At 74.3% G+C, this 11,829-nt stretch carries 13 protein-coding genes and 1 pseudogene; 6 read left to right on the top strand and 8 right to left on the bottom strand.

Annotation, left to right across the window (positions count from 1 at the left end; translation table 11 throughout):
• Positions 1–119: 119 nt before the first annotated feature.
• Positions 120–332, top strand: a pseudogene (locus tag AB0E96_RS31000) (LuxR C-terminal-related transcriptional regulator); the annotation flags it as partial.
• 30 nt (positions 333–362) lie between these two features.
• On the opposite strand, the gene AB0E96_RS30995 reads toward AB0E96_RS31000, so the two are convergent.
• Together AB0E96_RS30995 and AB0E96_RS30990 are read right to left on the bottom strand one after the other, a co-directional pair.
• Positions 363–1,202: an SAM-dependent methyltransferase gene (locus tag AB0E96_RS30995; protein ID WP_359829097.1), complete on the bottom strand. Its 840-nt coding sequence runs from the start codon at positions 1,200–1,202 to the stop codon at positions 363–365.
• 100 nt (positions 1,203–1,302) lie between these two features.
• Entirely contained in the window at positions 1,303–2,055 is a 753-nt protein-coding gene (locus AB0E96_RS30990; protein WP_359829096.1) for a hypothetical protein, read from the bottom strand.
• 463 nt (positions 2,056–2,518) lie between these two features.
• On the opposite strand from AB0E96_RS30990, the gene AB0E96_RS30985 reads away from it, so the two are divergent.
• Entirely contained in the window at positions 2,519–5,317 is a 2,799-nt protein-coding gene (locus AB0E96_RS30985; RefSeq protein WP_359829095.1) for a hypothetical protein, read from the top strand.
• 143 nt (positions 5,318–5,460) lie between these two features.
• Here AB0E96_RS30985 and AB0E96_RS30980 read toward each other — a convergent pair whose 3' ends face one another.
• Together AB0E96_RS30980 and AB0E96_RS30975 are read right to left on the bottom strand one after the other, a co-directional pair.
• On the bottom strand, positions 5,461–6,471 hold the full coding sequence (locus tag AB0E96_RS30980) for a DUF1648 domain-containing protein (RefSeq protein ID WP_359829094.1): 1,011 nt from the start codon (positions 6,469–6,471) through the stop codon (positions 5,461–5,463).
• Complete coding sequence (locus AB0E96_RS30975; protein WP_359829093.1) at positions 6,468–6,815, bottom strand: GntR family transcriptional regulator; 348 nt, start codon at positions 6,813–6,815, stop codon at positions 6,468–6,470. The genes AB0E96_RS30980 and AB0E96_RS30975 overlap by 4 nt, the downstream gene beginning before the upstream one ends.
• A 496-nt stretch (positions 6,816–7,311) precedes the next feature.
• Here AB0E96_RS30975 and AB0E96_RS30970 point away from each other — a divergent pair, with 496 nt between their 5' ends.
• Positions 7,312–7,668, top strand: coding sequence for a hypothetical protein (locus tag AB0E96_RS30970; protein WP_359829092.1), 357 nt, complete (start codon positions 7,312–7,314; stop codon positions 7,666–7,668).
• Positions 7,669–7,720: 52 nt separating this feature from the next.
• Here AB0E96_RS30970 and AB0E96_RS30965 read toward each other — a convergent pair whose 3' ends face one another.
• A complete protein-coding gene (locus tag AB0E96_RS30965) occupies positions 7,721–8,002 on the bottom strand; it encodes a hypothetical protein (protein WP_359829091.1) in 282 nt (93 codons plus the stop codon).
• Positions 8,003–8,194: 192 nt separating this feature from the next.
• On the opposite strand from AB0E96_RS30965, the gene AB0E96_RS30960 reads away from it, so the two are divergent.
• Complete coding sequence (locus AB0E96_RS30960; RefSeq protein ID WP_359829090.1) at positions 8,195–8,758, top strand: universal stress protein; 564 nt, start codon at positions 8,195–8,197, stop codon at positions 8,756–8,758.
• Between the two features lie 6 nt (positions 8,759–8,764).
• A complete protein-coding gene (locus AB0E96_RS30955) occupies positions 8,765–9,211 on the top strand; it encodes a hypothetical protein (RefSeq protein WP_359829089.1) in 447 nt (148 codons plus the stop codon).
• Positions 9,212–9,461: 250 nt separating this feature from the next.
• On the opposite strand, the gene AB0E96_RS30950 is transcribed toward AB0E96_RS30955, so the two are convergent.
• Together AB0E96_RS30950 and AB0E96_RS30945 are read right to left on the bottom strand one after the other, a co-directional pair.
• The gene (locus AB0E96_RS30950; RefSeq protein WP_359829088.1) at positions 9,462–9,890 is read right to left on the bottom strand and encodes an RNHCP domain-containing protein; all 429 of its coding nucleotides are present in this window, start codon (positions 9,888–9,890) and stop codon (positions 9,462–9,464) included.
• Positions 9,891–9,918: 28 nt separating this feature from the next.
• A complete protein-coding gene (locus AB0E96_RS30945) occupies positions 9,919–10,287 on the bottom strand; it encodes an RNHCP domain-containing protein (RefSeq protein ID WP_359829087.1) in 369 nt (122 codons plus the stop codon).
• 281 nt (positions 10,288–10,568) lie between these two features.
• Here AB0E96_RS30945 and AB0E96_RS30940 point away from each other — a divergent pair, with 281 nt between their 5' ends.
• Positions 10,569–11,177 (top strand): GNAT family N-acetyltransferase, encoded by a 609-nt coding sequence (locus AB0E96_RS30940; RefSeq protein ID WP_359829086.1) that lies wholly within the window; start codon positions 10,569–10,571, stop codon positions 11,175–11,177.
• Positions 11,178–11,299: 122 nt separating this feature from the next.
• Here the strand turns inward: AB0E96_RS30940 and AB0E96_RS30935 are convergent, their stop codons facing one another.
• Positions 11,300–11,668, bottom strand: coding sequence for a VOC family protein (locus AB0E96_RS30935; RefSeq protein WP_359829085.1), 369 nt, complete (start codon positions 11,666–11,668; stop codon positions 11,300–11,302).
• Positions 11,669–11,829 lie beyond the last annotated feature (161 nt).

Raw genomic sequence — 11,829 nt, 5'->3', positions numbered from 1 at the left:
CGTTGGGGCCGTAGAGGCCCCAAGGCTCGCCCACGTCGGCTGTGGGTATCACGATCCTCGCCGCGACATTGAAGCCCGAACTCATAGAAGTGACCACCGCCGCCACTGCCGCTGCCGAGCGGCGGCTGGCGGCGATCACCGGGCGCGAGCGGGAGATCCTCACCCTGGTCGGCCGGGGCCTGTCCAACACCGAGATCGCCGCCGAACTGGTGCTCAGCGTCGCGACCGTCAAGACCTACATGACCAGGCTGCTGGCCAAGCTCGACGCCCGGGACCGGGTGCAGCTGGTCATCCTGGCCTACGAGGCGGGCCTGGTCTCCGTGCCCGGCTGACCGCGCCCGACCGACCGGGCCGCCCCGGGCTCAGCGCTTGACCGCCACGCCCGCGTACATCGCGATGTCCCGGTCCCGAACGGGGGCCACACCGGCCTCCGGCCGCCAGCGGTGAACCAGTGCGACCCCCGGGTCGAGCAGCTCGTAGCCCGTGAAGAAGGCCTCCGTCTCCGCCCTGTCGCGGATCTGGAGCGGGATGCCGCGCGCGTTGTACTCGCGGCCGACGCCGCCGACGCCCACCGGGTCGGTGTCCCCGGTGAAGACGGTCAGGGCGAGGAAGCTGCCGGGCGCCAGCGCGTCCATGAGGCGGCGCACGATGCCCTGGGGGTCCTGCTCGTCCGGCACGAAGTGGACCATCGCGATCAGCGACAGCGCCACCGGCTGCGCGAGGTCGAGCACCTCGCGCAGCCGGGGGTTGCCGATGATCGACTCCGGGTCGCGGAAGTCGGCGTCCAGGTAGCAGGTGCGGCCCTCGGGCGTGCCGGCCAGCAGGGCCCGCGCGTGGGTCAGCACGATCGGGTCGTTGTCCACGTACGCGACCCGGGCCTCCGGCGCGACCGCCTGGACGATCTCGTGCAGGTTCGGCGAGGTCGGGATGCCGGTGCCGATGTCCAGGAACTGCCGTACGCCGTACTGCTCGGCGAGCCGGCGCACCGAGCGACGCATGAACTCGCGGGTGGTGCGCATCGAGACCGGCAGCGACGGCCAGGCCCGCACCGAGGCGTGTGCCGCGATCCGGTCCGCCTCGAAGTTGGTCGTGCCGCCGATGAGGTAGTCGTAGACCCGGGCCGCGTGCGGAACGTCCGTCCGCAGGTCCACCGCCCGGGGATCCTCGTACGGACCGTGCTTCGTCCGGATCTCGTTCGCCATGTCCGCTCTCCCGTCGCTGGGCACCCGCCACCGGCCGCCGTACCGGCGGGCCGTGGTGCGGATGGTAACGGGTGCCCATTGACGTTGAATTGACGATGTATCAGGCCTGCGCCTCCGGGAGGCCGGGCTCCCGCGCGGCGCCGGGCTGCCGGGGGAGTGTGACGGCGCCGGTGTCGGTCCCGCCCCGGCCGTGCGTCGCGAGTTCGAGCGCTGCGCCCGTCCAGGCGATGCCGAAGGCCCAGGTCGCCACCCACTCGCCGAGGTACAGCGGGTGCACCGACCAGGTGGAGCCGACGCCCGTCGCCCCGGCCACGACGGAGAGCGCCAGGGCGGCCAGGATGACCACCCCGGCCACCAGGTAGGCCGTGCCCACCCGGGCCGGCTGGGTGGAGCGGGAGTTGCGGAAGGAGTAGAGGCAGAACAGCGCCAGCATGACGAACAGCAGGCCGGCGAAGACCAGGTGGAGCACCCCGACGGCGCGCTGGACGCCGGACCCGTGGCCGGAGTACGTCGGGCACAGCGCGACCCCGAGGGCGAAGAACCCGGCCGCCGTGCTCCAGCGGTCGTCCCGGCGGTCGAAGCGGTAGCAGATCAGGAACACCCCGAGTGCGCACAGTGCGCCGACGAAGAGGTTCCGGGTGTCGGTGTAGTACGAGGCGCTCATCGAGACCGGCCAGAAGCCGTCGGTGCTGCGCCCTGTCACCACGGCGGCCAACCAGTTGCCGAACGGCAGGGCCGGTGGCAGCAGGATGCCGATCAGGCCGACGCCGAGGCGCAGGATCGCGATGGTCCGAATGTCCTGGATGCTCCGCCGGGCGGCGGGGGAGTCCTGTGTGCGCGCGTCGTGAGCCACGGGCGCCTCCTAGCCTTCCGTACGGGCCCGCGGGCCCGCTGGTCCTGCGGTCGCGGGGGCGGGCGGGGCGGCGTCGGACGGGCGCCGCCGCGCACCTGAGCGACCGTCAGCTTGTGTACCCGCATCGACGTTCGAAGCACCACCGATTTGAGCGGTTTACACCCCCATTGACCGTCCGGAGACCCTCTGGTCACCATTCACCACGGCCGTACGGGCGGGGCGGGTTCAACTCCCCGGCGGAAATGCGGGAGTACGGCTCCCACCAGGCCAAGCACGCCTGGCCGAGCCTGAATTGATCGGTACGATTCCCTTCCGATAGGCGATCGGATCTGACAGCATCGTCCGCTGTCCGGCGACCGGAAGCCGACGATCCCCCGCAACGGTGATCCGTGCGCCGGTGCGCGCGATGTGACCAGCCGCGGCCGGTCGGCGGCCGCCGTCCCGCTGCGCCCGTGGAGGAGCCATGACCACCAAGGCCGGTGCCCCCGGCGCCGCCCACCGCCCGGCGCGCTGGGTCCGCACCCGGCTGCGCGCGAACCCGGCGGCCGCCCTGCTGACGGCGGCGCTCGCCTTCGTCACCGTCCTGCTGACCGTGGCCGTCCCCCGCGTCACTGACCGGGGCGCGGACGCGGCGCTGCGGGACTACGTGCGCCACAAGGGCATCCACGCGACCAGCCTGCACTTCTCCGACAAGGCCCGGCCGACCGACACCGCCGCCGACCTCGACGCCCTCGACCGGCAGCTCGTCGCGCGCGTGGGCGCGAAGGTGGCGCTGTCCCCGTCGGTCATGGCGCACGGCGCCGTGACCGGGCCCGTCGAGATGTACAACCCGGGCTACCGCCGGGTGAGCCACAGCGCCCCGCCCCGGCTCTCCCTGGTCCACCTGGCCGGCCTCGCCGACCGGGTGACCCTCACCGACGGCAGCCTCCCGGGCCCCGCCGCCCCCGGGGCGCCGATGCCGGTGATGGTGAGCAGCACGGCCGCCGAGGCGATCGGCATGAAGGTCGGCGACGTCGTCGACAACGGCAGCACCGGCCCCGACAGCAGGCGCACCAGCGTGGTGACCGGCCTCTTCCGGGTCGACGACCCGCTGGACCCGTTCTGGACCGGCATCGGCTGCCCGGACCGCCCCTGCCTGAACATCGACATCGAGCACGGCAACTGGCTGGGGGCCACCGGCTTCGTCGACAGCGGCAGCCTGGGCGCGCTGACCGCCTGGAGCCCGTCCGTCCAGGCCTTCTGGCGGCTGTCCGTCGACCCCGCCCCGCTGCGCGCCGACCGGCTCGAACGGACCCGCGCCGACCTCCTGCCCTTCCTGTCCGGGCCGAACGCCGTGGACCTGGCCGCAGAGACCGGACGCGTCGGCCTGCGGACCGTCTCCACGCTGCCCGAGGTCCTGACCGGCGCGGCCGAGCGCTACCGGGCCGCGATGGCGCTGAGCGCGATCGGCCCGGCCGGTGTCGCGGGCGTCGCCGTGGTCGTGCTGTGCCTGGCCGCCGCGCTCGGCACCGACCGGCGCGCCGCCGAGCTCCACCTGCTCCGGGCCCGCGGCGCCTCGCGCGGCGGAGTGCTGCTGCGACTGCTCGGGGAGGGCGCGGTGACGGTGCTGCCCGCCGCCGCGCTCGGGGCGGTGCTCGCCCTGGTGCTGCTGCCCACCCCGCGCTGGGGCCTCGCGGTGACGGCCGGCCTCGCCGCGACCCTGCTCGCCCTGCTCGCCTTCCCGGCCCGCGCCGCCCTGCTCCGGTCGCGGCCCCGGCCGGCCGGCCGCTGGCGCCGGGCGATCGGCGAAGTCGCCCTGCTGGCCGTCACCGCCGTGGCGGTGGCCGAGGTCCGTCGGCGCGGTGTCGGCCACACCGGCCCGGGCGTGGACCCGCTGCTGGTGGGAGCGCCGCTGCTGCTGGCCGTCGCCGGCGGGCTGCTGCTGGCGAGGATCGAGCCGGTGGTGATCGGCCGGCTGGCCGCGCTGGTCGGCCGGGGCCGGGGCCTGGTCGGCTTCCTGGGCCTCGCCCGGGCCGCCCGGGACGGCACCGGCCGCCGCCGGCCCTCGGCCCTGCCGCTGCTCGCCCTGCTGATCGCCGTCACCGCGACCGGCTTCGGCGCCACCCTGCTGCACTCGGTGGACGCCGGCCGGCTGCGCGCCGCGCGGATCGCGACCGGCGGTGACGTCGCCGTCTCCGTCCCGGGCTACGCGACCCTGACGGCACCCTTCCTCCAGGCCGTGGGCGAACTCCCGGAGGCCCGGAGCGCGACCGCGGTCCGGGTGGACCCGGACGCCAGGTTCGTCGGCGCCGGCCCCAACGACTACACCAAGGTGACTCTGGTGGTCGCCGAGCCGACCGCCTACGCCGAGATCGCCCGCACCCTCGGGGCCGGCGGCTTCGACCCGGCGAAGCTCGCCGCCGCCCCCGGCGGCCCGGACACCCCGGTACCCGCGCTGTTCAGCCGCGACCTGGCCGCCCGCCTGGCCGCCGGCGCGCCGACGCTCCACCTGTCCACCGCGAGCGAACTGCGCACCACCGTCGCCGGGATCGTCACCGCGACCCCGGCCGTGCCGGCCCCGGAGCTGCCGTTCGTCGTGGTGCCCAGCGGCCCCGCGGTGGAACGCCTGCCGGAGCTCGGCCGGTGGAACGAGTGGCTGGCCGTCGGCGACGGCCTCGACCCCGAGCGGATCAGGTCGCTCCTGCTGGAGCGGGGCCTGGTCGAGCCGACCGGCCTCGACAAGCTGATCGCGGAGGAGGCCGAGGCGGCCGGCCGGGGCAGCCACGGACTACCGCCCGCCTACCGGGTGGGCAGCAGCCGCGAGTACGCCGCACAGCTCGCCGACGACCCGCTCCAGCAGGCCGCCGGGCGGCTGTTCTGGTACGCGGCACCCGCCAGTGCCGGATTCGCCGTGCTCGCCGTCCTGCTGACGCTGCTGCGGGCCGCGCCCGGCAGGGCGGCCGTGCTCGCCCGGCTGCGCACCATGGGGCTGCGGCCCCGGCAGGGCCTGGCGCTGATCGTCGCCGAGTCGCTGCCGCGGACGCTGGTGGCGGCCCTCGGCGGCGGACTGGTCGCGGCACTGGCGGCCCTCCTGCTCGGGCCGGCCTTCGACGTCTCCACCCTGGTCGGCGTCAAGGCCGGGCAGGCCCTGGACCCGGCGGTGCTGCCGGTGCTGTGGCCCACGGCGGGCCTGGCGCTGGTGGCCTGCCTCGGGGTGGTGCTGGAGACGCTGGTCGCGGGCCGGCGGCAGATCGCCACCGAACTGCGCGCCGGGGAGTCGTGACGAGCCGTGACGAGCCGTGACGCGGTGCGGCCGGGCGGCGGTGCGGCGAGTGGCAGCGGCCGGGAGAACGGCAGGGCGGCCCGGTCGTGGTGACCGGGCCGCCGGTGGCTCCGCCGGGAAGGCTGTTCAGCCGGGAAGGTGGTTCAGCCGACGGACTGGCGGCCGCGCGCGATCACCGCGTTGAGCAGGGCGGCCCCGCGCTCGGCGTCGTCGACGCTGACCCCGAAGTCGGCGCCCCGACGGGTGCGGACCACCAGGCAGTCGCCCCCGCGCAGCATCACGGTGGTGCCGAGTCCGTTGATCCGGTAGCCCCAGCCGCCCGCCTGCCCGGCGGTGCGCCGCTCGACGCGGGCGGACTCCAGCTCGGCGGGGGACCAGCGGCGGGCGGGCCGGCCGAACGGGCCGAAGCCGACGGTCAGGCCGCGGTCGGTCACCCGTACCCGCACCGAGGAGCAGAGGAGCATGGCGAGGGCCGGTACGGCGAGCAGCAGCACCAGCGGCGCGCCCACGGTGACCACCCCGCTGACGGCGGCCAGCGCCCCCGCCACCGCGACAAGCCCGAGCACCGCAGAGGCCAGCTGCAGCCACGGGTTGGCGGCCTGGGACAGCCAGACGATCCGCTCGCCCGGCGGGACCTCCAGCACCGGTGTCCCGGTCGCCGGGCGCGGCCCGGGCCGTCCGCCGTGGCGACGGCTCGCCAGCAGGGCCAGCAGCCCGGCCACGCCGGTGGCCAGCAGGATCAGGACCACCTCGACGCCCATCGGCGCGGCGTCCTGCCAGCGGGCGCGGTCCAGGTTGGCGTGCACGATGGAGGCCTGCGCCCCAGTCAGCAGCATCCCGCCGGCGGCCAGGGTGGCCGCCGCCGCCCCGGGCGCCTGGTCGGTCCGGAACCGCCGCAGCACCAGTGCGACCAGCACCAGGACCAGCCAGAACGCCGCCGGGAAGAGCGTGGCGGCCGTCAGCGACATGGAGCCGTTCGGCTCCCGTCCGCCCCAGTGGGTGGCCAGCGGGTCGGGCAGCCGGTGGCGCGCCGTGAGCGGCAGCGCGATCAGCAGTGCCAGTACCCCGACCGCCCAGGCCGCCCCGGCCCAGACTCCGCCGCGGTGCGCCGGTCGCGCCGCCGCCTTCGTCGTGGTCGTCCCCTCGTCCGTCACGAGACCCCCCTGATCATGTCCACGAGATCGTTCCTGCTGTAGCCGGCCCGGGCCGCGTCCTCGATCAACGCCCTTACCCGGTCGACCAGTTCGGACCGGATGTCGGCTCCGGTCGCGATCGTGATGCCGCGGCCCCGGCGGAACTCCAGCACCCCCTCGTCGCGCAGCGTGCGCAGCCCGCGCAGGACGGTGTTGGTGTTCACCCCCAGGGCCAGGGAGAGCTCCCGGGCTGGGGGCAGTTTGTCCCCGGGGGCGCACTCGCCCTCGGCGACGGCTCGTCTGATCGCGCCGGCGACCTGTTCGTGCAGTGGTCGGGTGTCCCCGATGTCCAGCTTCAGCAACATGGTGCTACTGACGATAGCACCATCCACGTCATGAAACGGGTCCGGGGCGTGCGGGAGGTCCGGTGACCGGCCTCCCGCACGCCCCGGACCCGCCCGCCGGTGGCGCCCGCCCTTCCGCCCGGCGCGCACGAGGCCGAAGGCGGCGTAGCGGGTATGGGCCCGGCCGGGCACTCACAGCCCGCTACTGAACGTGTCCGCCGAATCACACGGAATGGCCGAACGGCGCCCTCTCTGCCCGGAACCGGGTCCGTCCGGACCAGGCCGCCCCGGGATGGGACGGCCCGTGTGATGGGGTCTTCGCAGGGGGAGGGCAAACAGAAATGAACGGTCAAGTTCGATCCCGAATGCGCCTGATGCGAGTGACAAAAGGGCGATCAAAAAACGGAATCTGCCAACTATGGGCATTCGATCACTATTCGAGAGTGAGACCGAATCGTTGGCCTACTCTCGCAGGGCACCGCCAGCGTCAAGCACTGTCAACCGCAAAGGAGTACACATGAACGTCCGCAGGAAGATCGCCGTCCTGGCCATGACCGCCGCGTTGGCCGCAGGCACGGCCGCGATGGGCTCCCCCGCGTCCGCCGCCGCTTGCGGTGTCCAATCGGACAGCCGGCTGCACTGCGGCAACTCGGTCGGTGCGAAGGGATACGCGGACCGCAGCTACCGTTCGATTGTCCGGGGCACATTGAACACCGACTACAACTGGTTCGTGTGCTGGGGGTACGGTGAGCAGAACCCGGGCGGCAACAACATCTGGTACTGGACCCAGCTCGACAACGGCGCCTGGGGCAACGTCCCGGCCTCCAGCGTGTACACCGGCCAGGACCCGGCACCCGGACTGAACCAGTGCTGACCGGGACGCTGACAGGCGTGCCGCCCGTCCCGCTCGCCGGAGCGCGGGATTCTCAGATGCCGTAGCGGCGTCGGCACACCTTCTCCGCCAGTGCCTGGTACGGGTCGGGCTCGGAGTGCGGGGTCAGCCCACCCGCGCCCAGCACGGGATTCGGGGCGGCGACGGCGGCCGGCTGCTCGGCGTGAGCGCGGACGGCGGCCTCCTCGCCGCCCTGGACCAGGGCGGCGAGGACCGGTGGCGGCGCGCACTCGCCGGCGACCCGGTCGCGAAGGGCCTGCTCCTGGACGTTCGTGGCGTTCGGCCGGATCGTCGAGGGCCGCCTCCATCCACCCATCCGGCGGTGATCTTCGCCTGCTGAATAGGCCGAACGGGTGAGGAGGGGATGGTGCGGCACCCGGCGGGCCGCGTATGGAGAGCGTTCGGAACACCGCCCGGGGCATCAGGAAGCCGTCAAGGGGGCCAGGTCAACCCCACCGCGGCGGTTGGGTGGAGGACGACGGAGAACGCGACCACACGAGGACGGAACATGCACGGCAACGGGCGGTACGAGGACGGCGCGGCACCCCGGGTGGTGGTCGGCGTCAGCGGGTCGCTGGGGAGTCTCGCGGCACTTCACCGCGGCGTCGCCGAGGCCCGCGAGCGCGGCGCCGCCCTGGTGCCGGTGCTCGCCTGGGAGCCGCCCGGCGGCGAACTCGGCTACCGGCGCTCGCCCTGCCCACCGCTGCTCGCCGCCGTCCGCGAGACCGCCGAACGACGCCTGCGGGACGCCCTCGACGCGGCCTTCGGCGGCGCCGACCCCGGCGTGCCGCTGCACCCGGTGGTCGTCCGCGGCGAGACCGTCCCCGCCCTGCTGCACATCGCCGACCGGCCGGACGACCTGCTGGTCCTCGGCCGCAGCGGTGGCCCGCTGCGCCGCCGGCTGCGGCGTGCGGTGCCCGACCGCTGCGTCCGGCGGGCCACCTGCCCGGTGCTGACCGTCCCGGTGCCCGAACTGCTGCACGACCTGCACCGGCTGGAATCGGCGCACCGTCGCGCCCGCTGGCACCTGTCGGCCGGCCCGGTGCCCGAACTCCTCGCGGCGAAGCGGTAGTCCGCGGTGCGGATGTACGCGGCCCGGCCCGGCGGCACCCGCTACCACCCCGTGCTGGAACGGCTCCCGGCCGGCGCCGCGGGCACGGTGGCGCTGCTCACCGGGGGAGTGCTGGCCTTCGGGCTCGGGGCGCTCGGTGAACAGCACTCCGGCCCGCTGCCGTACCTCGGCTACCTGGTGCTGTGCGGCCTGGTCGGCCGCCGCTCCCGGCCGGCGGCCGCACCGCTGATCGGCCTGGCCGCCTGGCTCTGCTGCAACGCCTTCGCCGAGCACCACCAGGGCCGGCTCGGCTGGGCCGGCCCGTGGCCGGAGGCCGGGCACTACGCGATGTTCACGGCGGCGGCCCTGCTGGGCGCCCTGCCCGACGCATGGCCGCGCCGCACGGTACGGGTGTCGCCGCTGCGCCTCGACGACCCGTGGCCGGACGGCCCGCGCCTCGACAGCCTTCGCTGAGGCGCTGAGGCGCTTGAGGGGCCGAGGCACTGAGGGCCCGAGGAGTCGAGGCGCCTGCCCATGGACGGTTCGCCCGTACGGACGGACCGCGCCGGGGAGCCGGGGGCTCCGGCCGGTATCCGGAGCCCCCGGCGAACCGGTGGAGTCAGGTGGCCGGGCGCGCGTGGTGGTCGTCGGTTCGGACAGCGGGCCCGCCCTCGGGGACGGACCCGCCGCGACCACCCGCGCGCCCGGTCGGGGGTGCGGACGCCTACAGCGTGCGCAGGGCCCGGTGGGCCAGGGTGGTGTCCCGCAGGGGCCTGAGGGCGAGGTGGACCAGGGCCAGGGCGTTGTCGTCCCCGGCGATCCGGTTCGCGCTCAACTCGCCGCAGGACAGGCACTGGTGGATGATCATCCACTCGCCGTCGGCGCGGACCGACAGGCTCAGCGCGGCCATCCGGCCTCCGCAGCCGGCCGCCCGGTCACCCGGAGTCCGGCCGTCGACATGACGGCTGGCCAGGCAGTTCGGGCAGTGGTTGCGGTGGGCGGTGCCGGGGGCGTCCAGCGGGACGTCCAGCCGGCAGTCCACACAGCGGAAGGCGTTCGCCCGGTGACCGCCCTGCTCGTGCAGGACGTCCTTGTACCGCTGCGGGCGGCGGTTCCGCCGGCCCCCGCCGGCGGTGTTCCCGTGTCGTGGCACGTTCGGTGCTCCCTCGTCCGCGCGCGGCTCAGAGCGTCCCGAACGCTTCGAGCGGGAACGGCGGTTGGGCGAGCGGCCGGACGGCCATCCGCATCAGGACGAGCTGGTTGTCGTCCGTGCAGACCGGGGTGGACGTCAGCTCGTCGCAACGCACGCACCGGTGGACGACCGTCCAGTCCCCGGTGCGCAGCACCGCGATGGCGATCGGCGACATCCGGCCCAGGCAGTCGCTCGGACCGCCCTCGACGTGGTCGAGGACGTGCCGTGACTGCAGGCAGGACGGGCAGTGGTTGCGCCGCGTGCCGTCGGCGGCGTAGGTGGAGACGGTCAGACCGCACCGGACGCAGGCGAAGGTGGAGGTCTTCAGAGTGGGGGGAGTGCTGGAGGTGCTGGACACCCGGGGTGCTCCTTGCTGAGGGGGTTCTGCGATGGCAGCAAGAGCAGGCCGAGTGGCCTCGACGGTTCGTCAGGCCTGGTCGTCAGGCGGTGTGGCGAGGCGCACTCGGCGCGATCCGGGACATCAAGACACCCTCTCCGGTCGGGCGGTGGCCCGGGTCGATCGGTACGGAACGGAACGGCGCCAGCGTAACCGGGCCGGTCGCACGGGTGCCAACGATTAATTCCGCCCGCGCCCACCCTCGCCGCCGGGCCGGAGATAAGGGCGCGCAGGATGTCCGTGTGCAGATGACCAACGCGCCGCGGCCGGCGACCCTCGATGACACGTCGTCCGTCAGTCGATTACTGACCCGGGCCTTCGCCGACGACCCGATGATGTGCTGGTTCTTTCCCGACCCGGCCACCCGGCCGGCGGGGCTGGACGGCTACTTCACCACACTGTTCACCCGGCAGTACGTCCGGCACGGGGTGTGCGAGCGGACGGCGGACGCGGCCGCCTTCTGGGTGCCGCCGCACGCGCAGGACAAGGCCGTCCCGGACGAGGAGACGCTCCGGGCACTCGTCGAGCCGCTCGGCGACCGGGCCGAGTCCTTCCGGCGCTCCGTCGAGGCGGCCGCCGCCAACACGCCGCAGGAGCCCCACTGGTACCTCGCGGTGATCGGCGCCGACCCGGCCGCCCAGGGACGGGGGCAGGGCGCCGCACTGCTGCGCTCGGGCCTGGCCAAGGCCGACGCGGCCGGGCTGCCGGTCTACCTGGAGTCCTCCAAGGAGTCGAACCTGGCCGTCTACGGGCACTTCGGCTTCGAGGTGCTGGAGGAGGTCAGGCTGCCGGAGGGCGGGCCGGCGCTCTGGGTGATGCGGCGTGTTACCGGTGGCCGCCGGCGGCGGTAGGCCTCGTCCCGGGCCCACCTCGCGGGAACAGACGGCCCCGGTGCTCGGCCAGGACATTCCCCCATCGCCACGAAACGGGTCCGGCGCCACCACTCACACGGCGGGGCCGGAACCCGACATCGTCACTCTCGGACGTGACTGTGAACGTTGACGACGCTTCCGTCGGGGGCTCGAACGAAGAAGCGCCGGATCCCCCAGGGTTCCGTGGTCAAGGGATAGACCACCTGGTACCCGCGGCGCTCGGCTTCGGTGTACGCGGCATCGACGTCTTCGACTTCGACGGCCAGTGTCGATCGGGACGTGTGAGGGTCCCATGAGTCCGCGGCAGGGGATACCACGGTCATCTGCGCCGTCGGATTGTCCGGCGAGGCCAACATCAAGAAGCCGGGCTCGTCCATGCGCACGTCCATGCCCAGGAAATCGCTGTAGAAGCTCCGGCTCTCCCCGATGTCCCGGGTCGCGACATTGGGCATGATGCGGCGAACTCTCATGAGCGCACTGTAGCCGAGGGCCGCTCCGCGACTCTGTCCGAACGACAGGCCCTAACCGCCGACCCGGGGCCCGTCGGTCGCCGGAGGGCGGCTCCACCGGGACGGCGAGCACGTTCACCCGGGGCCCCGCCGCGCAGGACGGCGAGCGGGAGCGGGCGGCC

This window comes from Kitasatospora sp. NPDC036755, from assembly GCF_040636595.1.
In the GTDB taxonomy this organism is placed as follows: Bacteria; Actinomycetota; Actinomycetes; order Streptomycetales; family Streptomycetaceae; genus Kitasatospora.
Note: the sequence above shows the minus strand (reverse complement) of the source record. Positions and strands in the feature narration are given on the sequence as shown.